A 26,178-nucleotide genomic window follows, 5' to 3' on the forward strand; every position below is an offset into this window, starting at 1 on the left:
TAATCTCTTCTTTAGAAAATAGTTTTTTGTTCATAATTACTCAACTCCTTAATGAATATTTTACACAAAAATAAACCCTATACAAGTAAACACTTTTTCTAGTATCCACTTTATAGGGTCCATTTTACTAATTGGAGGTTTTTTATTTTAATTTTTTATTAGTTTTCTTCTTTATTTTTATTTGATTTTTCATCTTCTTTTTGGGCTTGTAAATATAATTGTATATCTTCTACCACATTACCATTTACAAAGTGTATAGCTTGATTTATAGCATTTTTTATAGCCTTAGCATCTGAACTTCCATGGGCTTTTATTACTCCACCTTTTACTCCTAAGAAAGGTGCTCCACCATATTCAGAATAATCCATAAATGCTTTTAGCTTTCTTAAGTCCTCTTTTATTAATAACGCTCCAAGCTTTCCTTTTGTACTGCTCATTAAAGTTTCCTTCATAAGCTTCATCATTCCCATTGCAACACCTTCACAAGTTTTTAACATTATATTACCTGTAAAACCATCACAAACTATTACATCAGCCTTAGATTCTATAACATCTCTTCCTTCTACATTCCCTATGAAGTTTAAATCCATATTTTTTAATTCTTCATAAGCAGTTTTTACTAGCTCATTTCCTTTTCCTTCTTCAGATCCGATATTTGCAATACCAACTCTTGGATTTTCCATATTTAACACTTTTTTAAGATAAATATTAGCCATCATTGCAAACTCACTTAAATTTCTAGACTTACAGTCTGCATTAGCTCCACCATCCGCTATTATAGTCATACTTCCTTTTATATTTGGCATGCAAGGACAAAGACAAGGTCTGTCTATTCCTTTTATTCTTCCAACTACTAAAGTAGCTCCTGTGAGTAAAGCTCCCGTACTACCTGCTGATACTATAGCGTTCGCTTTCTTTTCTTTCACTAAATTCAAACCTACAACCATAGATGAATCTTTTTTTCTTCTTATTGCTTGAACTGGTTTATCTTCATTTTCAATAATTTCCGTAGTATGCACTATTTCTAATTTACTTCTATCAAACTCATATGATGAGAATTCTTGTTCAAGGATTTCTTTATCTCCTGTAATTACTATTTCTACATTATATTCTTTTATAGCATCAACAACTCCACCTACTATGGCTTTAGGAGCATTATCTCCACCCATTCCATCTACTACTATTCTCATAATTACCTCCTCGTACATTTATGTATAAATTTATATATAACTACAAAATATTATTAGTATTTTACAGTAATTATTTTATTTTTTCAACTTCATTTATTTTTATATTTTAACAAAAAAACATGTAGATTACTCTACATGTTTTTAAAAATATCATTATTCAGATACTATTTCTTTACCTTTGTAATGTCCACAATCTGGACAAACTCTATGTGGTAATTTTGGTTCATGACATTGTGGACACTCTACGAATCCTGTTGCTGTCATTTTTGAGTTAGCCGCTCTTCTCATTTTAGTTTTTGATTTAGCTGTTTTACGCTTAGGTACTGCCATTTAAGCCACCTCCTTAGTCATTTTTAAATAAATCTTTTAATTTAGCAAAACGTGGATCTATATCATCCTCGTCATTGGCAATTTGGCTACATGCACAAGTTTCCCTATTTAGGTTAGCTCCACAATCCTGACAAAGGCCTTCACACTCGTCTTCACAAAGAGATTGTGCTGGTAAATTAAAAATTAATGTTTGTCCTATTACGTCAAGTAAATTTACTTCATCACCGTCAATAATAAAAGCATCACAATCTTCAAACTCGTCTTCGTCAAAATCTTCTTTCACTAAGAAACCTTCTATAGCATATTCTATTGGTACTTTAACTTCATCTAAACATCTAGCGCAATTGTCTATCATTTTGAAACTAACATTAGCGTCTAAATAATATCCTTTATTAGTTCTAGATATTTTACCTATTAGGTTTAACGGTGAAGCTATTTTATATGTGTTCTCACAATAATTAATAGTATCAATTTTTTGTGAAAAATTCAAGTCTATTTTATCAGTTTCTTTTCTATCTAACTTATCTAGACTAATTATCATACTTTCACCTCGTTATATTACCAAATTTATTATACAAATCTAGTCAATGTTTGTCAAGTATTTTTACTTGATAGTTAAAAATAAGATTTTAATATTTTATTTGTAAATATCTTCAAAATATGTTGTTAAAATTATTTTAAGGTAGGTCAAAGCCTACCTTAAAATTTATAATACATTTATAAATAACATATTTTATAATTATTTAACTAATGTTAAAGTATCTCTAGCTATCATTAATTCTTCGTTTGTAGGTACTAATAATATTTTAACTTCAGAATCTTCTGTAGATATTACTCTTTCTTTACCTCTAACTTTGTTAGCTTCTTTATCTAACTTCATTCCTAAGAATTCCATGTTTGAAGCTATAGATTCTCTTATTTCTATTCCGTTCTCACCAACACCAGCAGTAAATACTACAGCATCTACACCGTTCATTTCAGCCGCATAAGAACCTATATATTTTTTAACTTTTTGTACATATGCATCTAAAGCAACTTGAGCTTTTTCGTCACCTTTTTCTGCTGCACCTTCTATATCTCTAAAGTCAGAAGATATATCAGTCATTCCATATACTCCTGATTGTTTATTCATTATCGCATCTAATTGATCAGCATTTAAGTTTTCTTTTCTCATTAAGAATGGTAATATAGCAGCATCTATATCTCCACATCTAGTTCCCATTATTAAACCTTCTAATGGAGTGAATCCCATAGAAGTATCTACACATTTACCACCATCAACAGCAGCTATAGAAGCTCCGTTTCCTAAGTGACAAGTTATTATTTTAAGATCTTTTATGTCTTTTCCTAACATTTCTGCAGCTCTTTGAGATACATATTTATGAGAAGTTCCGTGGAATCCATATCTTCTTACACCGTATTTAGTGTATAACTCATGTGGTAAACCATATAAGTAAGATTTCTTAGGCATTGTTTGATGGAATGCAGTATCAAATACAGCTACCATTGGTACTCCTGGAAGTATAACTTTACAAGCATCTATTCCCATTATGTTAGCTGGGTTATGAAGTGGAGCTAAATCTATACACTCTTTTAAAGCTGCTTCTACTTCGTCAGTTATAACAACTGATGTTGCAAATTTTTCACCAGCATGAACAACTCTGTGTCCCACTGCTTCTACTTCTTTAATATCTTTTACACCACCGTAAGTTGAGTCAACTACAGCATCTAAAACTAATTTTATAGCTTCTTCATGGTTTTTCATTGGTTGTTCAACTATGTATTTACCTTCAACACCATCTTTTTCTTGCTTAAGTATAGAACCTTCTATACCTATTCTTTCTACTAATCCTACACATAATACTGCTTCATTTTCCATATCTATTAATTGATATTTTAATGAAGAACTACCACAGTTTAATACTAATACTTTCATTATTAGCAATCCTCCTTAAAAATTTAAAAATTTTCCTTAAATTAATATTCAAAATGACTATTTAACTTTATATTGTCAATCATAATAAATATAACACCTTTTTAATTAAAAGTACATACTATTTATAAAAATATCCTAGTATGTAATATTTAAATATTACGACATATCTCTTTTATATAATTATTTATTTGGTATAATAGATAATTAATTAAATTTAACTTTCAAAATAAGATGTCTTACTTATTATTCATATAATAAAACATATTTATGTGCCTTAATAACACATTTTATATTATTCTATTATTATTAAGTATTTCCTCTATTTTTGTCAACTTAAAAAATATAATATACTATTATGTAGTAAAATTACCAAAAGGAGCATTGTATGAACTTATTAGGATTAATCGTTGAATACAACCCATTTCACAATGGTCATAAATACCATTTAGAAAAATCAAAAGAAAAAACAAATGCTACTCATACTATGGCAATAATGAGTGGTTCTTTTTTACAAAGAGGAGAACCTGCTTTGTTTGATAAATATACAAGAGCTGAAATGGCAGTAAAAAGTGGTGTAGATTTAGTAATAGAACTTCCAACTCTATTCGCTTGTCAAAGCGCGGAAATCTTTTCACATGGAGCTATAAGTATTTTAAATTCTCTTAATTGTGTTAATTCAGTTTGCTTCGGTAGTGAAGAAGGTAGCGTTGAAATTCTAAGTACCATAGCAAAAATTTTAGTTCAAGAACCTGAAGAATTTAAATCAGCTTTAAAAAAACATTTAGATGATGGTCACGTTTTCCCTTCAGCAAGAGGCAAGGCATTATTTGAATATATAAAAACGCAAAATTTTTTACACTTAAACGAAAACGAACTTCAACAAATTTTGAATTCTTCTAATAATATTTTAGGTATTGAATATATTAAAAGTTTGATTAAATTAAGTAGCAATATTAATCCTTACACTATTACTAGAATTGCTTCCGAGTATAATTCTAGTGATATAAGTAGCAATATTTGCTCAGCTACAGCTATTAGAAATGTTCTAAGAGATAGGGCTAATTTAAAACGTATTGAAAATGTTATCCCAAAATCAACCTTCAATGAAATAAGTAGTAAAATCCATAACAATTTCACACCTGTATTTGATTATATGTTTTATAATATTTTATCATCTATCATCATTAGAGATTATGATAATTTGCATAATTACTTTGAAGTAAACGAAGGTATAGAAAATAAAATTTATTCAAATATATTTACATCTTCTAACTTAGAAGATTTAATAAATTCCACAAAATCAAAACGTTACACTATGACTAAAATAAAGAGAACTTTAAATAATATTTTATTGGGCATTACAAAAGAAGATGTTATAAGGGTAAAAGATTTAAATTCTGTTCCTTACATTAGGGTTTTAGCTTTTAACAATAAAGGTCGTGAAATTATAAAAAAAATCAAAACTTCTAGCGATGTTGAGATTATCACTAAGTTTTCAAAAATAAATCATATTGACGACTCTATATTTAAAACTCTTATTAAATATGACTTAAAATCTAGTAATATGTATAATCTTGTTTATTATAAAAATAATAAACATTTATTAAAAGGACCAATGGATTATTATTTATCACCTAAATATTTGCCATAATTAAAAAGAAAAGGACTTTATTTATAGTCCTTTTCTTTTTTAGTTTCTGAATTTTTCATATTTTACTTTTAAAATTAATATAATACCTTAAAGTCTTTATTTGTTAGGTGATTTTATGAACATATATAAATTAACAAAATATTTTTTACCCAAAGTCATAGTTTTATTATTAATTATTGGGATTATAATTTTTCCCAACGATTCCATTGAAGCTGCAAAGAATGGAATATATATATGGGTTAATATATTAATGCCATCTTTACTACCTTTTATAATAGGAGCCAATTTAATAGTTTCATTGAGAGTAGTTGATATTATAGGCGCTATAATAAACCCCATAACCCAACTTGTTTTTAATATATCCGGTAAAAGCGCATTAGTTTTTGCTATTTCAGCTGTATCCGGTTATCCTGTGGGAGCTAGACTTGCCTCTGATTTAAGGTTTAGACAAGACATTTCTCAATATGAAGGCCAAAGATTAGTATCTTTTTGTTCTACATCTGGTCCTTTGTTTATAATCGGCGCCGTTGCTGTTGGAATGTTAAAGGATGCATCCTCAGGATATGTAATGCTCATTTGCCACTACTTAGGTGCCATAACCGTGGGGTTACTTTTTAGAAGATACGGAAATGAAAAAAGAGAAAAATCAAACAAAACAATAGTTGATAATATAAAATACATAATTAACATCCCTGAAAAAGACGGTTTTTTTATTTCATTTGGAAATGCTGTTATAAGTGGTGTAAATACTTTATTAGCAGTTGGTGGTTTTGTAATAATTTTTTCTGTAGTGTTTAAAATACTAACTTTATTCAATGTAATAGATGGAATATCTTCAGCAATCTGCTTTTTGTTATCATTCTTATGCATAACAAAAGAAGCTTGCTCTGCTTTTATTAGCGGGTTATTCGAAATAACCATAGGTTGCAATAACATAGCTAATCTCACATACATTCCTGAAACAATTAAAGCTAGTTTATGCAGTTTCATTATAGGTTTTAGTGGTTTATCTATATTAGCCCAGTGTTGTAGCTTTATAGCTAAAACAGACATCAAAACCAACATTTACATATTTAACAAATTTTTACATGGTATATTTGCAGCTTTATATACCTTTTTACTTTATCCTTTAAGTAAAAATTATTTACCTGTTTCAAATTTTTCATCAATTTACAATTCTGTTTATAATAACAACGTTTTAAATCATTATTTTTATAACTTCAAAATATTTTTAATTATAACTGTAATTATTTATATAATATTTAATCTATACTTTTTATACATAACAAAGGATTAATTTATAAAATAAGGAAAGCTCCCAATTTATTGGGAGCTTATTTTCTATTCTTCTCTTAATTCTCTTTTATTTCTTTTTACAATTTCCAAAGTTTCAATTAAATTTTGTTCAACAGAACTTATAACATCTTCTGCATATTCAATAGAACCTTCCCTAATCTCAAGAGCATATGACTCTGCTCTACTTATAATTTCCGAAGCTCTTTCTTTTGCTCTATCTACTACTTCATTAGATTCTACAATATCATCAAATTGCTGTTTAAGATTTTCTTCGAACTGCTCTCCTTCTTTAGCCTTAATTTGAGCTTCCTGGTTAGCTTGTTCTATAATTTGTTCTGCTTCTGCTTTTGCTTCTGTTATTATTCTTTGTCTTTCTCTATTTATCCATATTGCTTGATTTACTTCTTCTGGCATTAATGCTTTGATATCATTAATAATAGCAAGAATTTCTTCTTTATCTATACTAATTGATTTCCTTGCTAGCCCTTTAAGTGGTGCATTTTCTATTAATTCCTCTAGCTCTTGAAATAAATCCATAATTTCTAAATCTATTTTCATACTAATCCCCCTAAATTACTATTTCGTCTTGTTTTCTATAGCCTCTATAACTTCTATAGGCACTAAATTTTTAACATCGGCTCCAAAGTTTAAAACTTCTTTAATTAATGATGAACTTACAAAAGAGTACTGTTTGTTAGTTGGCAAAAATATTGTTTCTATATCGGGATTTAATTCTTTATTCATATGAGCCATTTGCAACTCATAATTAACGTCATCTTCACTTCTTACCCCTCTAACTAAAGTATCTATTCCATTTTCTTTGCAATAATTAACCAATAAGCCTTGGAATTCAATAACTTTAATATTATTTAATCCTTTTGTGCAAATCTTAATTAACTCCACTCTTTCTTCTAGCGTGAAAAGCCCCTTTTTATTAGGATTTATAAGCACTCCTATTTGTAATTCATCAAATAATTTGGCAGCTCTAAAAATTATATCTAGATGTCCATTGGTAATTGGGTCAAAGCTACCAGCAAATATTGCTTTACGCATTGGTTTGTCCATGTTATTCCTCCACTTTATAGAATGTTAATGTTGTATTTCCATACTTTTTGTCTCTACTTTTATATAGCCTACCAATATTATCCGGAAACCTATCTTTAGTATCATGTTCTACAACAATAATTCCGTCTTCTTTTAAAAGGTTCTTATTATCTATACTACCTAATGCATCACTAAACATATTCTTATAATATGGAGGATCCATAAATATAACATCAAATTTTTCATTTTTTAAAGCTAGAGAATTTATAGCACTTTTAAAATCTAAATTTAATACTATGCTTTCATTCTCAACTCTTGCCTTTTTTATATTGGACTTTATAATATTTATACTTTCCTTACTATTATCTATAAAAATACATTTATTTGCTCCTCTTGATAAACACTCAATTCCTAAAGAACCTGTACCAGCAAACAAATCTAATATATTGCTATCTATTATATATGGATTTATCATATTGAACAAAGATTCTTTAACCCTATCTGTTGTAGGTCTTACATCATCATTTTTAGGAGCATTCAATTTTAGTCCTCTTGCTTTTCCTGAAATAACTCTCAAAATTATGTCTCCTTTCTTTATTTTACCATAAATTTCAATTAATTTAATGAGATTTCTTCACGTTCACTAAATTTATACAATATTTCTTCTCTTAATTTTTTATTGTCTTCTTGTTTTAATCTTACATCTTGACCAATTATGTACCTAGCCTCCAGTTGGGCCTGTTTTAATATTTTAATATGTTTAAAAATATTTGCAACTTTTAACTCCGGAAGACCATGTTGCCTTGTCCCAAAAAATTCTCCTGGCCCTCTTATTTCTAAGTCTTTTTGAGATATTTTAAATCCATCTGTAGTTTCTTCCATTATAGCCATTCTTTCTCTACATACTTCAGTCTTTGAGTTATAAATTAGTATACAGTAAGATTTATGTTTTCCTCTTCCCACACGTCCTCTAAGTTGATGTAGTTGTGCTAGACCAAATCTTTCAGCATTTTCAATTATCATCAACGTAGCATTAGGTACATTCACTCCAACTTCAATAACTGTAGTAGATACTAATATATCCAACTTTTTATTTTTAAAATCATCCATTATAGTATCTTTGTCGCTAGGTTTCATTTTTCCATGAAGCAAGCCTACGCTTAAATCCGAAAAAAATTCTCTTTTTAGTTCTTCTACAAGATCAACCGCTGCTGTAGCTTCTATTTTTTCACTCTCATCTACCAAGGGACAAACCACATAAACTTGTCTTCCTTTTTCAACTTCACTTCTTACTAAGTTTTCATAGGCTTCATTTCTTCTTTTGTGTTCTATAGCAATAGTTTCCACAGGTTGCCTTCCTGGAGGTAACTCATCTATTATGGAAATATCTAAGTCTCCGTATAAAATTAAAGCTAATGTTCTAGGTATTGGTGTTGCCGTCATAACAAGGATATCTGGACTGTTCCCTTTGTTTGATAATCTTCCCCTTTGTCTGACTCCAAATCTATGTTGTTCATCTGTTATAGCAATTCCTAAGTTTTTAAATTCCACCTTATCTTCTATAAGAGCATGAGTTCCAATAAGAATGTCTATTTCTTGATTTTTTACTTTTTCTAATATTTTTTCTTTTTGCTTTTTTGTAAGACTTCCTACAAGCAACTCAGATTTAATATTAAAGGATTCTAATGTTTCTTTAAATGAATCATAGTGTTGGGATGCTAAAATCTCCGTAGGTGCCATTAAAGCCCCCTGATAACCATTTAAAACCGCATTTGCTAATGCAAGTAATGCTACCACTGTTTTTCCACTTCCAACATCCCCTTGAACCAATCTATTCATCACTTTAGAAGTAGTCATATCCTCAATAATTTCATTTAAAGCTCTCCCCTGAGCTTTAGTTAATTTAAATGGAAGAGATTTTATTATATCATTTAATTTTTCTTTTTCTTCAAATTCTATTCCACTAGCTTCATTTATCCCGCTTTTAAAATAAAATAATCCTAACTGTAAAATCAAAAATTCTTCAAAAACTAATCTATATAATGCAACTTTTAAAGTTTCTTTGTTAGTTGGAGAATGTATATTTCTAACAGCAAAATCAATACCACATAATTTATATTTCTCTAGTATATCTTGTGGCATATATTCTTTTATTTTAAATTCTTCCTTGGCAAGAACTGATTTAATCATTCCTTGCAACTCTTTATTAGACAAGCCATAAGTCAAAGGATATACTGGCTCAATTTTGCAAGTAGACATTGGTTTATTAGTATAATGCTCAACTTCAATAGGTATTAACTCTTTAAAATTATTTTCTATCTTAACCCTTCCAAAAACTAAAATACTATCTCCACTTTTAAACACCTTTGTAATGTATTCTTGGTTAAAAAATGACATTTTAATATACCCGCTATCATCTTTTACATCCATTCTAGTTATTTTCATACCTTTTCTTGGACTATAAGTATCTATTTTACTTATAATACCTTTTATAGATACTTTTTCTCCATTTTCCAGTTGATTGACTTTTTTTATAGTACTTCTGTCTTCATATTGTCTTGGAAAATAATATATTAAATCTTTTAAAGTAAAAATATTAAGCTTGTGAAGTTTTTCTGCTCTTTTAGGGCCTATTCCTTTTACAAATTGTATTTCCTTATTTAAATTATTCATAATTATCACCTACAAATATTATTCCCCTACGAATAAAAAATCCTGTATAATATACTAATTTATAGTACGATTATACAGGACTAGTTAATCATTATTCAACTGAAATTAAGTAATAATAAAGAGGTTGTCCTCCATAGTGTAATTCCACATCTATATCTTCAAATTTTTCTTCTAATGAATCTCTTAAGGCTTCTGCTTCTTCTTTGGAAGTATCTTCACCATAAAATAGAGTTATTATAGCACTATCTTCATCTACTAATTTTTCTATAAGGTCAGTAGTTATTTCATCCACATTATTTCCTGCAGATAATAATTTGCCTTCTGCAATTCCTATTATGTTTCCTTCTTTTACTTCCACATCATTTATAACTGTGTCTCTTACAGCATAAGTTACTTGACCAGATTTTACTAAAGATAAAGCTTCCATCATATTTGATTCATTCTCACTTACATCTGCATCTGCATCGAATGTCACTAAAGTAGCAAAAGCTTGTGCCACATTTTTAGTTGGTATAACTATTATGTTTTTAGCACTTAATTCTTTAGCTTGATTGGCAGCCATAATAATATTACTATTATTTGGCAATATTATTATATTTTTAGCGTGTAAGCTTTCTATTGCTTTCATAAAATCTTCTGTACTAGGGTTCATAGTTTGACCACCTTCTATTATGTGGTCAACACCAAAATCTTTAAATATTTGTGCTAAACCTTCTCCCATAGAAGTTGCTATAAATCCGTACTCTTTTTCTTCAACAGGTATATCTTGTGTTTGATCCGTTTCATTTAATACCTTATTTTCATGTTGAAGTTTCATATTTTCTATTTTTATTGTTAATAATTGTCCGTATTTTAATGCTTCTTGTATAGCAAGACCTGGATCATTTGTATGAACATGTACTTTTATTACACCTTCATCTCCAACTACAGCTAGGCTATCTCCAAACTTCATATACATTTCTCTTACTGCTAAGTCATCTATTTTATCACTTTCTAAAATAAATTCTGTACAGTATTGGAACTTAATGTCTTCACTAGATATGTTTTGTTCCACATTAACTTCTACGCTACTAGAAGTTCCGCCTTCTATAGACTCTATATTAATTCCCTTTAACGAAGATAACATTCCTTCATATATAAGAACTAATCCTTTACCACCAGAGTCTACAACTCCAGCTTCTTTTAGTGCCTTTAGTAATTCTGGTGTCTTATTTAGTGATTCATTAGCTTTTTTTACTACTAATTCAAGAAATTTAGTCATATCCATATCTGGCTTAGCTACTTTTACTGCATACTCTCCACTTTCTCTAACAACAGTAAGAATAGTTCCTTCTATTGGCTTTATAACAGCTTTATAAGCAGTGTCAGATCCATTTTTAAGAGCATTAGCTAAATCTACAACATTTAAATTTTCTTTACCTTCTATTGATTTGGCTATTCCTCTTATTATTTGTGATAGTATAACTCCTGAGTTTCCTCTAGCACCCATTAAAGAACCTTTTGAAAGAGCTTTACCTATATCTGTTATATCATCATTTTCAACTTTAGATAATTCTTTAATTGCATATGATATAGTTAAAGACATATTTGTTCCTGTATCACCATCTGGAACTGGAAATACATTTAATTTATCAACTAAATCTTTATGGTTTTGAAGATTATTTGCACCTGAAACAAACATATCTCTAAATCTTTTTCCGTCTATATATTGAATCATATTCTTCCTCCTATATTACTTAACCCTGATACCTTGCACGTTAACATCAATTTTGCTAACTTTTATTGATGTTGTATTTTCTACCGAGTATTTCACTCTGTCTATTATGTTATTTGCTACAGTAGAAATGTTAATTCCATATTGCATTATAACAAATAATTCTATTTCTATTTTATTATCTTCTGTTTCATATATTTTAACGCCTTTAGTAGCATTGTCTCCTTTTAACAATTCAACAATACCTTTTATCTTTTGTGAGAAACCTACTAATCCGTAACTCTCCATTGCAGCTCTATATGCAATTTGAGCTATAACATGCTTATCTATTTCTATACATCCATATTTATTATTTACTTTAGTAGTCATGGTTTTACCCCCTCATTTTCTTTTTTAATAATATTTTGTACGATGTTGAATTATTATTTTACCAATTCAACAAATTTCCTTTATTTTAATAAATTATAGTTTATATTTCTATTTTAGACAAGATATATAATACTAATAAGTAATTAATAATTAAAAGTTATTTAAATTTAGTAGCTAAAAAGACACTTATTGCCAATACTACGTATTAATAAATGGAAGATATAAAGTTTTTACCTTTTAAAACATAGCAATTTACAACACAACAAAACTATGATAATAAACTTTTATCATTATTTTTTCTTTTAATATTTACATTAGCAAAATTTATATATATAATTTTATATGATAATGAGAAAATCTTCAATATGTTAAGAACAATTATATATTTTTATTGCAAAAATTCAAATTTTATGTTAATATAAATATGTTTTTAGTCTTAAAATAGTTATCATTTTAAGGAGGTGTATATAATGTCAAGAGTATGTTGCGTATGTGGTAAAGGTAAAGTTTCTGGAAACCAAGTATCACATTCAAATAAACACAGCAAGAGAACATGGGCTGCTAACTTAAGAAACGTGAAAGTTATAGAAAATGGAACTCCAAAAAGAGTAAAAGTTTGTACAAGATGCTTACGTTCAAACAAAGTTGATAGAGCTTAATAATAAATTTATTTTATTAGTAAAGAGCCTACAGAAATGTAGGCTCTCATTTTTTTATCTAAAAGTTTATCAATTTTTTACTTTTTATTCGTCCTCATAAATTTTAAAACAATATTAGAAAGCCATTTTGGTAATTTTACAGTTACCATTTTCATACTTATCCCCCCTAAGTTAGATAGTCTTCAATATTTTACATTAGATTTGTACACATAACATTTATTAATTTCTATGCAAATCATTTTTTTTATAGACCTTAAAATTAAATCTTACATTACATTATTTATACCTATGTTCATCTCCAAAACTTCAATATAAAAATCTTTATATTAAATTATATTAAAGAAGTCTTTCATTTTAGAATTATAAATTACTCATTATATTAAATTTTTCTTTTTATTATTTCAATTATGTTTATAAGGCACCCATTAGCTTTCTAAGAAGTTATATACCCCTTATTGACGAACCCACTTAAAATAAATAAACTCCTCTTAATCACATATCAAGAGATCACATATCAAGAGGAGTTTATTTTACGCTAAGTTATAATTTCTTATAATCAATGCATATCCATCTTCAATTTTTATAATGCATTCATCTTCTAACATAACATTAGATATACCTAAAGATGATAAGTATCCCATTTTAGCATTGTTCAATGGGTACTCTAATTTTTTAAGAGTTATATTGTTTACATCTGCCATTATAGGTACAACGGATACAGTATCTCCCTTTTTGCCATGTAAAATAATTTCTTCATTTCTTATAATAGTAATTTCTTCTTCACTTGTAATTATCCTAGGTGTTATATTCATTTCTCTAACATAGTGCATTAAACCTATGTTTGCGAGAGTATGATCTATTCGTCCTCCTAGGGATCCGTAAAAATCTATTTCTTCAGCTTTTAATTCTTTTGCTAAATACATACAAATCTCTGAATCTGTTTCATCCTTATGAGATGGATATTTTTTAAAAAATACGTTTTTATTTTTATAATAATCAACTAAACCATTATTAATAGAGTCTAAATCTCCTATTATATAATTTGGTATTATATTCATTTTATATAAATGATTACATCCACCATCGGCTCCTATTATAAAATCATATTTTTCCCTAAGTATTATTTCTTTTGTCTTATTATAATTTTTTATTTCGCCATTTAATATAATACAAACCTTCATTAATATCTCCTAAAGACTAGCATTCTTTCTCATTAATTTTACAGTTTCCTCTATATTTTCACTATTAAATATAGCTGATCCTGCTACTATTACATTCGCCCCAGCTTCTACTACTTGATTTATATTACTTGGTTTTATTCCACCATCTACTTGTATATCAACATTAAGATTTTTTTCATCTATTATTTGTTTTAATTCTTTTATTTTCCCAATCATACTTTCAATGAATGATTGCCCTCCAAATCCAGGATTTACAGTCATTACAAGTACCATATCCACATCTTGAAGTACATGTTTTATAGTTTCTATTGGTGTACCAGGATTTAAAGCTACACCTGCTTTTACATTATGAGATTTAATATTTTGTATAGTTCTATGTAAATGCCTACAAGCTTCCACGTGAACTACTATCAAATCACTTCCTGCATCAACAAAATCTTTAATATAATTATCTGGATTTTCAATCATAAGATGTGTATCAAATACCATAGTAACATCTTTTCTTAAGGATTTAACTATTCCAGGACCCAGTGTTATGTTAGGAACAAAATGTCCATCCATAACATCTATATGTAAATACTCACATCCCGCTTTTTCTACCTTTTTAACATCTTCTAAAAGTTTTGCAAAATCTGCTGATAATATTGATGGTGCTAATTTTATCATTTTTAATATCTCCTTTTCCCTTGTCTTATCTCATTGAGTAATTGTATGTAACTTTCATACCTTACTTTAGAAATCTCCCCTGCTTCAACAGCTTCTTTAACTCCACAACTCGGTTCATTTTCGTGTATGCATTTATTTCCAAACCTGCAGTTATCAACTTCATCAAACTCTATAAAGTATTCTTTTAATTCATTTTCTTCTATATCCTCTAATGTTAATGAAGAAAAGCCTGGTGTATCTGCAACTATACCTCCGCATTGTAGTTTTAAAAGTTCGGCATGTCTTGTAGTGTGCTTTCCTCTTTTGATTTTATCACTAACTTCACCAGTTTGTAACTTAAAATTTGGATCTATTTCATTTAATAAACTGGATTTTCCAACTCCTGATGGTCCTGCGAATACTACTACACTATTATTTAGCTCTTCTTTTACTTTATCTATATTTTCTTTAGACTTACTGCTAACCGGAATAACTTTATATCCACTTAATTCATATATTTCTTTTATTTTATTCGTTGTATTGTCCTCATCTAAATCAACTTTTGTAAGAATAATTACAATTTCTAAGTTTTCTTTTTCAGCAAGAACTATAAATCTATCCAATAAAGATAAATGAGGTGTAGGGTTCTTTACAGCAAAAACTATTAAGGCTTTTTCCACATTAGCAATTGGAGGTCTTATAAGCTCACTATCTCTTTTATCAATAGTTTCTACAACACCAATTTTTTTTTCCTCATCAACTATGCTAATTTTCACTCTATCACCTACTAAAGGAGTTTGCTTATTTTTTCTAAATATGCCTCTAGCTCTACATTCATACAGTCCCTTTTCTGTATCTACATAGTAGAATCCCCCTATTCCTTTCATTATCCTTCCATCTAACATTAATTGCCTCCTTATTTTTTAACACTTTATTATATATTACCATAATATTTTTATTATTTTAAATTTAATTCTTATATATTATTTTTTATCTATTATTTTTTCAAAAAAATAAATATAAGTAAGCAGAATGCTTACTTATATTTTGTATATATGATTTATTTTTATTCTTTAATCATTATTTTCTTCTTTACTTTCAACATTGCTAGTTTCTTGTTCTCCAGGCTTCTTATTTCCACCTTGTGATGGTTTTTCTTCTGATGGTTTTTCTTCCTCTGTTGGTTTTTCTTCTTCTGTTGGTTTTTCTTCTTCTGTTGGTTTTTCTTCCTCTGTTGGTTTTTCTTCTTCTGTTGGTTTTTCTTCTGTTGGTTTTTCTCCTTTACTTACAACAATATTGACAATATCACCTTTTTTAACACTTCCAACACCTGCAACTGGATTTTGATTAATTACAGTACCTTCCTTATAAATCTCACTATAACTATAACTTACACTACCCAATTCTAACTCCTTATCTTTAAGAATTGTCTTAGCATCCTTTAATGAAAATCCAATTAAATTTGGCACTGATAATTCTTCTGGTCCTAAACTAATTACTATTGTAACAGTATCTCCTTTTTCCAGTTCAGTTCCTTCTGGTGGTGTTTGAGATATAACATGATTTTTTTCCACTTCTGAGTCATGTTTTTCAGTTATTGTTAATTTTAATCCTAAATCATTAATAACCTTATTTGCATTTTCTAAACTCATATTAAGTAAATTAGGAGTTTCTATTGCTTCAACTTGATCATTTTTATTTAAAAGACCAAATCCATTAGTTACAACTCCTGCTCCTACTGCTCCTAGTAAAAGTAATACAAGCAGACCAACTAGAATACCTTTAAAACCTCTTCTCTTTTTCTTTTTAGGTTTTCTATCATAGTTATTAACATCTTCCCCATCAGGCTCCATTAAATCATCTTCTTTATTATCTCTAATTTGTTCTTTCCCTAGAGTTTTAAATTTAGACTCATCTACAACTTCAACTGGTGGTATTCTTCTTGTAGCAAAATCATCATATTGCTTAATAAAATCTAAATCTATATTTTGTTCAATATATTCAATATCTTCAATGACTTCTTCACTGCTTTGATATCTATCTTCTGGAGGTTTTTCTGTCAATTTTTTAATTAATGTTCTAATACTTTGAGGTATTTGAGTTTTTTCTTCTAAGGTAAATTCTATATCTTCATTTATGTGTTGAAGGGCTATAGAAATAGGGCTATCTCCTTTAAAAGGTACTTTACCTAATAACATTTCGTATAATACAATTCCTAAAGAATATAAATCCGCATTATTTTTCACCGATTTACCTTTTGCTTGTTCTGGTGAAAAATAATGAACAGACCCTATAATACTCCCTATATTAGTCATAGTAGAATTCGTAGCTGCTTTGGCTATTCCAAAGTCTGCAACTTTTACATTTCTACCCTCACTTGATATCAGTATATTATGAGGCTTTATATCTCTGTGTATGACTCCTTTTTTATGGGCAGCACCAAGAGCTTTTGCTATTTGCTTAGTTATATCAAGAGCCGTATATTCATCTAAAGTTCCTTCAGATTTAATAATTTCCTTTAGATTTTGCCCATCCACATATTCCATAACTATGTAGTTTACTTTTCCGTCACAACCTACATCATATACATTTACTATATTAGGGTGAGATATATTAGCCACAGCTTCTGCTTCTCTTTTGAACTTTGCTAAAAACTCCTCATCATCAACAAATTCTGGTCTCAAAACTTTTACAGCTACTACTCTATTTAGAAGTCTGTCCTTTGCTTCATAAACAAAAGCCATCCCTCCATCTCCAATTTTTCTTATAATCTCGTATCTATTACCTAAAATTGTTTCTCCCACAATATCACCATCCTAATCAATCTTACTTAAGATAACCGATATATTGTCCTTGCCAGAATTATTATTAGCCTCATTAATTAAATCTTGGCAAATTTCTTTTATATCCTTATCTTGTTTAATAATATTTTTTATTGATTCATCCTCTACACAACCAGTAAGTCCATCTGTTGCTAAAAGTAAGATATCATCTTTTTCTACTTTTTCTCTGAATATATCTACTATAATTATTTCTTCCGCTCCCATTGCTCGTGTAATTTGATTTCTACGCGGATGGAACCTAGCTTCTTCTTCCGTTATTAAATGAGCATTTACCAATTCTTCTACAACAGAATGATCTTTAGTTATTTTTCTAAAACTATCACCTTTTAATAAATAGCCTCTACTATCACCCACATTAGCTATAATAACATCATTTTGGTAAATAACAGCTACGACTAAAGTAGTTCCCATACCTTTACAAGAATTATCTTCTAAGGCTTTAGTATAAATTTTCTTATTAGCATAATTATATCCTTGTTTAATTATATCATCTAAATAATCCATTTTTATACCGCCACTTTGAGAAATATTCTCTTTTAAAAAATCTATAATACTTTCTACTGCTATTTTACTTGCTACCTCTCCTTTATTATGGCCACCCATGCCATCAGCTAAAGCAAACACGCCTATACAATCATCTTCTGTTTGTAAAATCTCCCCCATACAGTAGTCTTCATTATTTTTTCGAACTTTTCCCATATGAGAGTCACAATTATAAATCATAGCAATTATCCTCCTTATTTACTTGTGCTTACGTCTAAGCTGACCACAAGCGCCTCCTATATCAGATCCCATAGATATTCTAACCGTTGCTGGAATATTACTTTTTTCTAGGATATCTCTAAACTTATAAATATAAGTTTTATCAGGTCTTTCAAAATCTCTTTCTTCTACTTTATTAATAGGAATTAAGTTAACATGACATAACATTCCTTTTAAAAGTTTTACAATTGCATCAGCTTCTTTTTTAGAATCATTTACACCTTTAATCAATGAGTACTCAAAAGTTACTCTTCTATTGGTTTTTTGAATATAATACTTACATGCTTTTATTATATCATCTATTTTATATGCATTGGCAACTGGCATTATTTTTTTTCTTTCTTCATCAAAAGGAGAATGTAGAGAAAGAGCTAAGTTAATAGGTAATTGCAAATCTGCAAATTCGTACATTTTAGGAACAACTCCACAAGTAGATAAAGTTATGTGTCTATACCCTATATTTAATCCATTTTCTTCATTTACTAATTGTAAAAACTTCTTAGTATTTTCAAAATTATCTAAAGGTTCTCCACTTCCCATTAATACTACATTAGATACTCTTTTATTGGTATCTTCTTGAACTTTCATAATTTGATCTAGTATCTCCCAAGGCTCTAAATTTCTAATTAAACCCTCTAATGTGGAAGCACAAAATTCACATCCCATTCTACAACCTACTTGATTTGATATGCATACAGTTATTCTATCACCATAATCCATCATAACTGTCTCTATCACATTCCCATCATTTAATTCAAATAAATATTTTTTGCACTTATCTATTTTTGATTCTAATGATAATTCTTGTTTTATATTTCCTATATAAGATACTTCTTCTAGTTTCTCTCTTAAACTTCTGGGTATATTGTTCATATCGTCAAAAGTTTTAGCACCTTTATATATCCAAGAAAATATTTGGCTACCTCTAAATGGTTTTTCACCTATACTCTTTAAAAATTCTTTTAGCTCATCTTCTGTCATATTTTTTAAAGCTACTTTATTTTCTGTCATTTCATCACTACCTTACTCTAATTAATTTTGATATAAAGAAACCATCCATTTCGTGAACATTAGGATAAATTTTCATATAACCTTTTTCTTGGTTATCTAAATCCACCTTAACTTCATCTATAGGAGCTAATTCAAAGTTTTTATTTTTTTGTAAAAATTCATTTATTACGTCAATATTTTCATTATCTTGTATAGTACAGGTACTGTATATTAAAGTTCCACCTTTTTTCACATACTTAGATGCATTTTCAAGTATTTTCTTTTGGATTGGTGGTAAGTCTCTAAATTCTTCTTTTTCTTTATACTTTATCTCTGGTTTTCTTCTAATTATCCCCAATCCTGAACATGGAACATCTGCTAAAACATAATCAAATTTTCCTATACTGTCTTTATCTAAAGATAATCCGTCAAACTCTTGTACGTCTACATTAGTAAGATTAAGCCTTTTGCTAGATGCTTTTATTAGTTTTAATTTGTGTTCATAAATATCTCTAGATACTACTTGTCCGGTATTTTTCATTAACGTAGCTATATGTGTAGTTTTCCCTCCAGGAGCACTACATACATCTAAAACTAAAGACTTTTCTTTCGGATTCATAACTTTCCCCACAAGCATAGAACTTATATCTTGTATAGTAAATAACCCCTCTTTGTAAAGAATATTGTTTTCTATATCCTTTAAATTTTCTACTTTTATAGCTTCATCTACTACATTCACCTTAGATGCTTTAACGTTTTGTTGTTCTAATTTTTCTATTAATTCATCTCTAGTGATTTTTAAAGTATTTGTTCTCAAATATATACTTGGTCTTTGACCATTGGCTTCTAACAACTCTTTTGTAAAATCTTTACCAAAATGTATCATCCAGTTTCTTATCATCCACTTATCATAAGAGTATTTAACAGCTAGATAATCTATATCATCTTTAATTTTTATTTCTCCTATAGTTTCTTTTTGTCTTATAACATTTCTAAGTATTCCATTAATAAATCCTGAGACTTTAGAGTTTTTCTTCTTAGCTAAATTTACTGTTTCATTTACTGCAGCATAATCAGATATACTATTTAAAAACATTATTTGATATATTCCCATTCTAAGTAATGTTTTTACGTATATCTCCATTTTATTTGTCTTAACTTTTGATAATTTATCAATCATGTAATCTATATAATATTTATTTTCTATTACACCGTATATTATCTCCGTTGCCAACCCTCTATCTTGATTTGATAATTTAACATCTTTAAAGTGTTTATTTATTGCCATATTTGAATAGTTCTTATTTTTTTCTATATCTAAAAGAACTTTGTATGCTATTTCTCTTGCGTTCATAATTTTCTCCTTATTTATCAAAATTTAATTAAGTTTTGAATTGCTTAAAGCAAAACAGGTCCTAGTAAACTAGGACCTAAATATTAATCATCACGATTATTTGCAATCATTAGCAATCTTAACAATTGAAGCATTGCAGTAACTGCCGCTGCCACATAAGTTAGGGCTGCTGCTTGAAGTACTTTTCTACTTTGTCTTACCTCTTTATCGTCTACAATTCCTAAAGATGTAAGTTGAGTTAAGGCCCTACTTGAAGCATTGAATTCTACAGGTAGTGTTACTATTTGAAATAATACTGAAGCAGAGAATAATAATATTCCTATTTGTAGAAATATTCCTCTTGTAAGAAATCCTAGCATTATAAATATCCACGACATATTTGAAGCAAAATTTACAACAGGTACTAAACTACTTCTCATGTTTAAAGGCGCATATCCATGAGCATGTTGTATAGCATGACCACATTCATGAGCAGCTACAGCTACAGATGTGATAGAAGTACCACTATAAACATCTTGAGATAGTCTTAAGACTTTAGATCTTGGGTCATAATGATCACTTAGCCTTCCTCTAACCATTTCTATTCTAACATTATATAATCCGTTACTATCTAATATTTTTCTAGCTGTATCTTCACCAGTATATCCTCTATTTCCTCTTACATTAAAAAATCTATTTGTTGTAGAGCTTACCTTATATTGAGCATATAGAGTTAACAATATGGCTGGTATCAATAAAAACATTGTTGGATCATATCCATATCCATAATATCCATACATTGGCATTTAAAACACTCTCCTTATTTATTTGTAAAGAAGTTGATTGCTTCCTCTATTTCTTTAATGTTAATATTTGTATCTATACAAGGTCCATTAGGTTTAGAGTTAAAAATCCCAAGAACCGGAATACCCTTAACATCTCTTACCCCTGATGTTAAATCTCTTTCGCAAGCAACTGCTATTACTGCTTTAGGCTTATTATCAGTAATAATTTTCCTTGCTAAGGTTCCTCCTGTAGCTATAAATATTTTTGTATTGTACTTTTCTTTTATTTCTAAAAGTTCTTTTATTTTGCACATACCACATTTTTTACAATTTGCAATATCATTTGTAACTTTTAATTTACAGTTATGATTTTGAATACAATGTGGTATTAAAATTATTAAACTCTCACTATTAAATGCATATTTATTGCTATAAATATAAGCATTATTTATCTTAATAAATATTTTTCTTATTTCATCTTTTGATATACCAGCAAATTTTCCCATATTGCTTATAACAGGAAATATATATCTTATAATTGTATAGTTTATTCTCATTAAATATTTATTAACTTCCTTATCATCCAAAATAAAATAAGTTATCATAGTAGAAAATAATATTAATAATATTATTCCACTGACTATGAGATTTATCACTAAAGAAAGTATATTTATATATTTAGATAAAAATAAGTGAATAATTAAGGCACCTAAAATAAGATTTATTAAAAAAACATTAACTACCTTAACATATTTTTTTGTATCAGTCATAATAAACCTAACCTAGAATAGTATTTTCTTCTATCTTATTTCCTTTTATATATTCACAAACTGCCACTCTCTTTTTATTTGGCATTTGTATTTCTTCTATTAATAAAACATTTTTCTTTGTTGATACTCTTATACCTTCTTTATCAACCCTTAAAATTGTTCCCACTGGTTTGTCACTACTTTCATTTAACACTTTAGTTTTCCAAATTTTCATTGTCTTATCTTCATAAGTTGTATAAGCACTTGGCCAAGGATTAACACCTCTAACTAAATCATGAATTTCTTTTGCAGTCTTTGTAAAATCTATATTCCCTAAAGATTTATTCATCATAGGTGCATATGAAAAATCTTCATCATTTTGTTTTATCCTTGGTGCACATCCTTTTTCTATTTTTTCAATAGTTTCAATCAGTAGATTTCCGCCTTGCTCCATCATCATATCATGTAGCTCACCTGCTGTTATTTCATCACTTAATTTAAATTCACTTTGAAGTATTATATCTCCTGTGTCTAGACCTTCATCCATATACATGGTAGTGACACCAGTTTTTTCTTCTCCGTTTATGATTACCCAGTTAATTGGCGCTGCTCCTCTGTATTTTGGTAATAACGATACGTGAACATTAACACAGCCTAATTTAGGTATATCAAGTAATGCCTTAGGAAGAATTTGACCATAAGCCACAACTATTATTAAATCTGGTTCTATTTCTTTTAATGTGTTTATAAACTCTTCATCTCTAGCTTTTGCTGGTTGGTATACAGGTATATTATGTTCTAATGCCAATTCTTTCACTGGTGGCATACCCATTTTTTTACCTCTTCCAATAGGCTTATCGCCTTGAGTCACTACTCCTGCTACATTAAGTTTTTTATTTATTAACTTTTCTAGACATCCTTTGGCAATGTCTGGCGTTCCCATAAATACTATTTTCATTTATATCACTCCTACTATTTTTCTACTTTATCTACAAATAATACTCCATCTAAGTGATCTATTTCATGACAGAAAGCTCTAGCTAATAGCTCTTCTCCTTCTATTTCAAAAGTATTCCCATGTCTGTCTTGTGCTCTTACTTTTACTACGTATGGTCTTTTAACTTCTCCATTTTCTCCTGGAACACTCAAACAGCCTTCTGCATCTATTTGTTCTCCGCTAGTTTCTATTATTTTTGGATTTACAAGTTCTAATAATCCATCTCCTACATCAATAACTACTACTCTTTTTAATATACTAACTTGCGGTGCTGCAAGACCAACACCATCTGCTTCGTACATAGTATCTGCCATATCTTCTAATAAATCTATTAGTTTTTGATCAAATTTTTCTACAACCTTCGATTTTTTTCTAAGTACTGGCTCTCCAATTTTAGCTATTTGTCTAATTGCCATAATTCTTCCTCCTATAATTAAAGAATATTGTTTGGATTAACATCTATTGAAATGTTCACATCTTTATCAAACACAATTTCTTTTTTCGTTAAACATATATATTTTATTATACCTTTTAATAAATTAATTTCAATATTATCATCTTTAAATAATAATTGATATCTATAATTTTGATTAATTTTTGTAATGGCACAAGGACTTGGACCTAATATAAAATCAAAATCTTCTACTCCTCTTTCTTTTAATAAATAGGTTAAAGAGTTGTACATATTTTTTATATTATTCACAACTAATTTTTCACTTTTGCCACTAACAACCACACTTATCATATTATTAAATGGTGCGTAGTTGAAGATCTTTCTTACTTTTATTTCATCTTCATAAAAACCTTCAAAGTCATAATTTAAAGCCCTTCTAATGACATAGTGGTCAGTATCATATGTTTGAAGTACTACTTTCCCCTCTTTATCACTTCTACCAGCTCTTCCTGATACTTGAGTTATTAATTGAAATGTCGTTTCAAAACTTTTAAAATCTGGAAGGTTCAACATCATATCTGCAGATAAAATACCAACTAAGGTTACATCTTCAAAATCCAAACCTTTACTAAGCATTTGGGTTCCAATTAATATGTTAGCTTCTTTGTTTTTAAACTTATTTAAAATATTATCTAGTTCACCTTTTTTAGATGTGGTGTCTTTATCCATACGAAGTACTTTAGCATTTTCAAAAAGTCTTTTTATTTCTTCTTCAACTTTTTCTGTCCCTATTCCAAAAGGCTTAACATAATCACTTCCACACTCTGGGCAAGTCTTAGGTATTATTTCTTCATATCCACAATAATGACATCTCCCAATATTTTGGTGTTTGTGATAAGTTAACGATATATCACAGTTCTTGCAAGAAAACACATATCCGCATTTCCTACAAGAAACAAAATTACCATATCCTCTTCTATTTAAAAATAATATAACTTGATTATTATTATCTAAAGCTTGTTTAATCTCATTTTGCAAGTCATAAGAAAACATACTCTTATTACCTAAGGTTAATTCATTTTTCATATCAACCAGCTCTATTTTAGGAAGAGGCTTTTTATTTGCTCTTTCTTTGATATCAATTAAATTATATTCATTATTTTTTGCTCTATAATATTCTTCTACCGATGGTGTTGCAGAACCAAGAACTAATGTAATATTTCTTTTTAAAGCCATATATTTTCCAACTTCAATAGCAGAAAACTTTGGATTTTTTTCTGATTTGTAAGCACTTTCATGAAACTCATCAATTATTATTACACCTAAACTATTGAACGGTGCAAATAAAGCTGACCTAGCGCCAATTAATATTCTTATTTTACCGTTTTTTATAGCTTTAAAAACATCATGCTTTTCTCCTTCAGACAATCTACTATGAAAAACTCCTACTATATCACCAAATCTATTTTTCAATCTAGATATGGTTTGAGGAGTAAGAGAAATCTCCGGAACTAAAAAAATACTGTCTAAGCCTTGTTTTAAAGCATAATCTATTATTTCCATATAAACTTCTGTTTTACCACTGCCCGTTACTCCATGAATCATATACGGCTTTTTATTTTCATCAAACATCTGAGATGTAATTTTATCAACAGCAGTCTTTTGTTCTACATTGAGTATGACTTCTTTTTTATTTTCATCATAACAACTTTGAGGACTTCTATAATAATCTTTTATATTAAAGACTATTAAGTTTTTATTTTGCAAAGAAGTAATACTTGGTTTTGATGCTTTTAATAATTTAATTAAATCATTAATTTCTATTTCTTCATTGTATTTTAAAAATTCTATAATATCTCTTTGTTTATCTCCCAATCGAATTTTATTATCTGAGACATATTCATCAATAAGATTAGGATCCATACTCAAAGAAATATAGCAAATTTTTTTTTCATTTTTCTGACTTTTATAATTCCACTCTATATCAATTAGATTATCTTCCTTCATTTTTAGTAAAAGATTATTTAAAGTAGATGAAAGTTTTAGATCTTTATGGTTAGTATTTTCTTCTATTGCTTTTTCTTTTATTAATTTATCTAATTTTATCTTATTTTTATTTTCTATTATTTTATTTATAACAAATTGTTTATTTCTACTTAAGCTATCTATTTTCATGTATAAACTATTAGCATCTAGATCTTTAATTTCTTTCGATAAACTTATTTCTTTAAAGCTCTCTACCTTATAACCTTTAGGATGAAGTAAAGATATACAGTCCATATAAGTACATAGATATCTATTTTTTATCCACTGAATTAAATTTATATCTTCTTCTTTAAAAATAGGATGTTCATCAAGAATATCAAATAATTCTTTAAATTCCATGTTATCTTCCACTTTGTTTGAAATCAAAAACACATAGGCTTCTATAGGTTTATTACCCCTTCCAAAAGGAACTAAAACCCTATGCCCTATTTGAATATCTTCCAATAAAAACATTGGTATTTTATATGTAAACAAGTTATCTGTATAAATGCTATTATTTTTCACTATCACTTTTGCGTATTTTTCACTATCCATAGATTGCTCCTTAAAATTCGCTTTACTCATATCGCCAACGACAAGTCCGTTGCTTAA

25 protein-coding genes are annotated in these 26,178 nt (G+C 28.5%); 3 read left to right on the plus strand and 22 right to left on the minus strand.

All coding sequences use genetic code 11. The features are described from left to right. Positions 1–158: 158 nt before the first annotated feature. The 4 genes from plsX to K0040_RS16270 all read right to left on the minus strand — a co-directional run bounded on the left by plsX (position 159) and on the right by K0040_RS16270 (position 3,456). Positions 159–1,190, minus strand: coding sequence for a phosphate acyltransferase PlsX (plsX, locus tag K0040_RS16255; RefSeq protein WP_228109803.1), 1,032 nt, complete (start codon positions 1,188–1,190; stop codon positions 159–161). A gap of 153 nt (positions 1,191–1,343) precedes the next feature. Next, entirely contained in the window at positions 1,344–1,520 is a 177-nt protein-coding gene (rpmF, locus tag K0040_RS16260; protein ID WP_018589781.1) for a 50S ribosomal protein L32, read from the minus strand. Between the two features lie 13 nt (positions 1,521–1,533). Then, a complete protein-coding gene (locus K0040_RS16265) occupies positions 1,534–2,061 on the minus strand; it encodes a YceD family protein (protein ID WP_228109804.1) in 528 nt (175 codons plus the stop codon). 198 nt (positions 2,062–2,259) lie between these two features. Then, a complete protein-coding gene (locus K0040_RS16270; protein ID WP_228109805.1) occupies positions 2,260–3,456 on the minus strand; it encodes an acetate/propionate family kinase in 1,197 nt (398 codons plus the stop codon). A gap of 385 nt (positions 3,457–3,841) precedes the next feature. Here K0040_RS16270 and K0040_RS16275 point away from each other — a divergent pair, with 385 nt between their 5' ends. Both K0040_RS16275 and spoVV read left to right on the plus strand, forming a co-directional pair. Continuing rightward, positions 3,842–5,107 carry a nucleotidyltransferase gene (locus K0040_RS16275; RefSeq protein WP_228109806.1) on the plus strand — a complete coding sequence of 422 codons (1,266 nt, stop codon included), beginning with the start codon at positions 3,842–3,844 and terminating at the stop codon, positions 5,105–5,107. A 115-nt stretch (positions 5,108–5,222) separates the two neighbouring features. Beyond that, positions 5,223–6,404 carry a dipicolinic acid transporter SpoVV gene (gene spoVV, locus K0040_RS16280; protein WP_228109807.1) on the plus strand — a complete coding sequence of 394 codons (1,182 nt, stop codon included), beginning with the start codon at positions 5,223–5,225 and terminating at the stop codon, positions 6,402–6,404. Between the two features lie 44 nt (positions 6,405–6,448). On the opposite strand, the gene K0040_RS16285 is transcribed toward spoVV, so the two are convergent. The 6 genes from K0040_RS16285 to K0040_RS16310 form a co-directional block, all read right to left on the minus strand. Further along, complete coding sequence (locus K0040_RS16285; RefSeq protein WP_228109808.1) at positions 6,449–6,961, minus strand: hypothetical protein; 513 nt, start codon at positions 6,959–6,961, stop codon at positions 6,449–6,451. 18 nt (positions 6,962–6,979) lie between these two features. Then, positions 6,980–7,468: a pantetheine-phosphate adenylyltransferase gene (gene coaD, locus K0040_RS16290; protein ID WP_074915295.1), complete on the minus strand. Its 489-nt coding sequence runs from the start codon at positions 7,466–7,468 to the stop codon at positions 6,980–6,982. A gap of 1 nt (position 7,469) precedes the next feature. Next, entirely contained in the window at positions 7,470–8,024 is a 555-nt protein-coding gene (gene rsmD / locus K0040_RS16295; protein ID WP_228109809.1) for a 16S rRNA (guanine(966)-N(2))-methyltransferase RsmD, read from the minus strand. Between the two features lie 38 nt (positions 8,025–8,062). Continuing rightward, a complete protein-coding gene (gene recG / locus K0040_RS16300) occupies positions 8,063–10,120 on the minus strand; it encodes an ATP-dependent DNA helicase RecG (protein ID WP_228109810.1) in 2,058 nt (685 codons plus the stop codon). A gap of 91 nt (positions 10,121–10,211) precedes the next feature. Then, positions 10,212–11,837, minus strand: a complete 1,626-nt coding sequence (locus K0040_RS16305; RefSeq protein ID WP_228109811.1) for a DAK2 domain-containing protein — start codon at positions 11,835–11,837, stop codon at positions 10,212–10,214. Positions 11,838–11,852: 15 nt separating this feature from the next. Next, positions 11,853–12,203, minus strand: a complete 351-nt coding sequence (locus K0040_RS16310; RefSeq protein WP_018589791.1) for an Asp23/Gls24 family envelope stress response protein — start codon at positions 12,201–12,203, stop codon at positions 11,853–11,855. A 470-nt stretch (positions 12,204–12,673) separates the two neighbouring features. Here K0040_RS16310 and rpmB point away from each other — a divergent pair, with 470 nt between their 5' ends. Then, positions 12,674–12,862 carry a 50S ribosomal protein L28 gene (gene rpmB / locus K0040_RS16315; RefSeq protein WP_018589792.1) on the plus strand — a complete coding sequence of 63 codons (189 nt, stop codon included), beginning with the start codon at positions 12,674–12,676 and terminating at the stop codon, positions 12,860–12,862. A gap of 530 nt (positions 12,863–13,392) precedes the next feature. Here rpmB and K0040_RS16320 read toward each other — a convergent pair. From K0040_RS16320 to priA, 12 genes are all read right to left on the minus strand, one after another. Beyond that, the gene (locus K0040_RS16320; RefSeq protein WP_228109812.1) at positions 13,393–14,043 is read right to left on the minus strand and encodes a thiamine diphosphokinase; all 651 of its coding nucleotides are present in this window, start codon (positions 14,041–14,043) and stop codon (positions 13,393–13,395) included. Positions 14,044–14,052: 9 nt separating this feature from the next. Next, the gene (gene rpe, locus K0040_RS16325; RefSeq protein WP_228109813.1) at positions 14,053–14,709 is read right to left on the minus strand and encodes a ribulose-phosphate 3-epimerase; all 657 of its coding nucleotides are present in this window, start codon (positions 14,707–14,709) and stop codon (positions 14,053–14,055) included. A gap of 2 nt (positions 14,710–14,711) precedes the next feature. Beyond that, positions 14,712–15,593: a ribosome small subunit-dependent GTPase A gene (rsgA, locus tag K0040_RS16330; protein ID WP_228109814.1), complete on the minus strand. Its 882-nt coding sequence runs from the start codon at positions 15,591–15,593 to the stop codon at positions 14,712–14,714. Positions 15,594–15,761: 168 nt separating this feature from the next. Further along, positions 15,762–17,492, minus strand: a complete 1,731-nt coding sequence (gene pknB / locus K0040_RS16335) for a Stk1 family PASTA domain-containing Ser/Thr kinase (RefSeq protein ID WP_228109815.1) — start codon at positions 17,490–17,492, stop codon at positions 15,762–15,764. A gap of 12 nt (positions 17,493–17,504) precedes the next feature. Further along, positions 17,505–18,254, minus strand: coding sequence for a Stp1/IreP family PP2C-type Ser/Thr phosphatase (locus K0040_RS16340; RefSeq protein WP_074915282.1), 750 nt, complete (start codon positions 18,252–18,254; stop codon positions 17,505–17,507). 18 nt (positions 18,255–18,272) lie between these two features. After that, positions 18,273–19,304: a dual-specificity RNA methyltransferase RlmN gene (gene rlmN, locus K0040_RS16345; protein WP_228109816.1), complete on the minus strand. Its 1,032-nt coding sequence runs from the start codon at positions 19,302–19,304 to the stop codon at positions 18,273–18,275. Positions 19,305–19,311: 7 nt separating this feature from the next. Next, the gene (gene rsmB / locus K0040_RS16350; RefSeq protein ID WP_228109817.1) at positions 19,312–20,637 is read right to left on the minus strand and encodes a 16S rRNA (cytosine(967)-C(5))-methyltransferase RsmB; all 1,326 of its coding nucleotides are present in this window, start codon (positions 20,635–20,637) and stop codon (positions 19,312–19,314) included. An 83-nt stretch (positions 20,638–20,720) separates the two neighbouring features. Then, complete coding sequence (locus K0040_RS16355; protein WP_228109828.1) at positions 20,721–21,416, minus strand: zinc metallopeptidase; 696 nt, start codon at positions 21,414–21,416, stop codon at positions 20,721–20,723. 20 nt (positions 21,417–21,436) lie between these two features. After that, complete coding sequence (locus tag K0040_RS16360) at positions 21,437–22,171, minus strand: DUF116 domain-containing protein (protein ID WP_228109818.1); 735 nt, start codon at positions 22,169–22,171, stop codon at positions 21,437–21,439. Between the two features lie 7 nt (positions 22,172–22,178). After that, a complete protein-coding gene (gene fmt / locus K0040_RS16365) occupies positions 22,179–23,108 on the minus strand; it encodes a methionyl-tRNA formyltransferase (protein WP_228109819.1) in 930 nt (309 codons plus the stop codon). Between the two features lie 14 nt (positions 23,109–23,122). Continuing rightward, positions 23,123–23,563, minus strand: coding sequence for a peptide deformylase (def, locus tag K0040_RS16370; protein ID WP_228109820.1), 441 nt, complete (start codon positions 23,561–23,563; stop codon positions 23,123–23,125). 17 nt (positions 23,564–23,580) lie between these two features. Next, on the minus strand, positions 23,581–26,151 hold the full coding sequence (gene priA, locus K0040_RS16375; protein ID WP_228109821.1) for a primosomal protein N': 2,571 nt from the start codon (positions 26,149–26,151) through the stop codon (positions 23,581–23,583). Positions 26,152–26,178 lie beyond the last annotated feature (27 nt).

Origin of the sequence: Terrisporobacter petrolearius, assembly GCF_020748185.1 — a bacterium.
Classification (GTDB): Bacteria; Bacillota; Clostridia; order Peptostreptococcales; family Peptostreptococcaceae; genus Terrisporobacter; species Terrisporobacter petrolearius.

What these genes read in the sequence shown, in the direction of transcription:
- plsX (WP_228109803.1), bottom strand. Translation starts at nt 1,190, where the DNA reads ATGAGAATAGTAGTAGATGGAATGGGTGGAGATAATGCTCCTAAAGCC.
- rpmF (WP_018589781.1), bottom strand. Translation starts at nt 1,520, where the DNA reads ATGGCAGTACCTAAGCGTAAAACAGCTAAATCAAAAACTAAAATGAGA.
- K0040_RS16265 (WP_228109804.1), bottom strand. Translation starts at nt 2,061, where the DNA reads ATGATAATTAGTCTAGATAAGTTAGATAGAAAAGAAACTGATAAAATA.
- K0040_RS16270 (WP_228109805.1), bottom strand. Translation starts at nt 3,456, where the DNA reads ATGAAAGTATTAGTATTAAACTGTGGTAGTTCTTCATTAAAATATCAA.
- K0040_RS16275 (WP_228109806.1), top strand. Translation starts at nt 3,842, where the DNA reads ATGAACTTATTAGGATTAATCGTTGAATACAACCCATTTCACAATGGT.
- spoVV (WP_228109807.1), top strand. Translation starts at nt 5,223, where the DNA reads ATGAACATATATAAATTAACAAAATATTTTTTACCCAAAGTCATAGTT.
- K0040_RS16285 (WP_228109808.1), bottom strand. Translation starts at nt 6,961, where the DNA reads ATGAAAATAGATTTAGAAATTATGGATTTATTTCAAGAGCTAGAGGAA.
- coaD (WP_074915295.1), bottom strand. Translation starts at nt 7,468, where the DNA reads ATGGACAAACCAATGCGTAAAGCAATATTTGCTGGTAGCTTTGACCCA.
- recG (WP_228109810.1), bottom strand. Translation starts at nt 10,120, where the DNA reads ATGAATAATTTAAATAAGGAAATACAATTTGTAAAAGGAATAGGCCCT.
- K0040_RS16305 (WP_228109811.1), bottom strand. Translation starts at nt 11,837, where the DNA reads ATGATTCAATATATAGACGGAAAAAGATTTAGAGATATGTTTGTTTCA.
- K0040_RS16310 (WP_018589791.1), bottom strand. Translation starts at nt 12,203, where the DNA reads ATGACTACTAAAGTAAATAATAAATATGGATGTATAGAAATAGATAAG.
- rpmB (WP_018589792.1), top strand. Translation starts at nt 12,674, where the DNA reads ATGTCAAGAGTATGTTGCGTATGTGGTAAAGGTAAAGTTTCTGGAAAC.
- K0040_RS16320 (WP_228109812.1), bottom strand. Translation starts at nt 14,043, where the DNA reads ATGAAGGTTTGTATTATATTAAATGGCGAAATAAAAAATTATAATAAG.
- rpe (WP_228109813.1), bottom strand. Translation starts at nt 14,709, where the DNA reads ATGATAAAATTAGCACCATCAATATTATCAGCAGATTTTGCAAAACTT.
- rsgA (WP_228109814.1), bottom strand. Translation starts at nt 15,593, where the DNA reads ATGTTAGATGGAAGGATAATGAAAGGAATAGGGGGATTCTACTATGTA.
- K0040_RS16340 (WP_074915282.1), bottom strand. Translation starts at nt 18,254, where the DNA reads ATGATTTATAATTGTGACTCTCATATGGGAAAAGTTCGAAAAAATAAT.
- rlmN (WP_228109816.1), bottom strand. Translation starts at nt 19,304, where the DNA reads ATGACAGAAAATAAAGTAGCTTTAAAAAATATGACAGAAGATGAGCTA.
- rsmB (WP_228109817.1), bottom strand. Translation starts at nt 20,637, where the DNA reads ATGAACGCAAGAGAAATAGCATACAAAGTTCTTTTAGATATAGAAAAA.
- K0040_RS16355 (WP_228109828.1), bottom strand. Translation starts at nt 21,416, where the DNA reads ATGTATGGATATTATGGATATGGATATGATCCAACAATGTTTTTATTG.
- K0040_RS16360 (WP_228109818.1), bottom strand. Translation starts at nt 22,171, where the DNA reads ATGACTGATACAAAAAAATATGTTAAGGTAGTTAATGTTTTTTTAATA.
- fmt (WP_228109819.1), bottom strand. Translation starts at nt 23,108, where the DNA reads ATGAAAATAGTATTTATGGGAACGCCAGACATTGCCAAAGGATGTCTA.
- def (WP_228109820.1), bottom strand. Translation starts at nt 23,563, where the DNA reads ATGGCAATTAGACAAATAGCTAAAATTGGAGAGCCAGTACTTAGAAAA.
- priA (WP_228109821.1), bottom strand. Translation starts at nt 26,151, where the DNA reads ATGAGTAAAGCGAATTTTAAGGAGCAATCTATGGATAGTGAAAAATAC.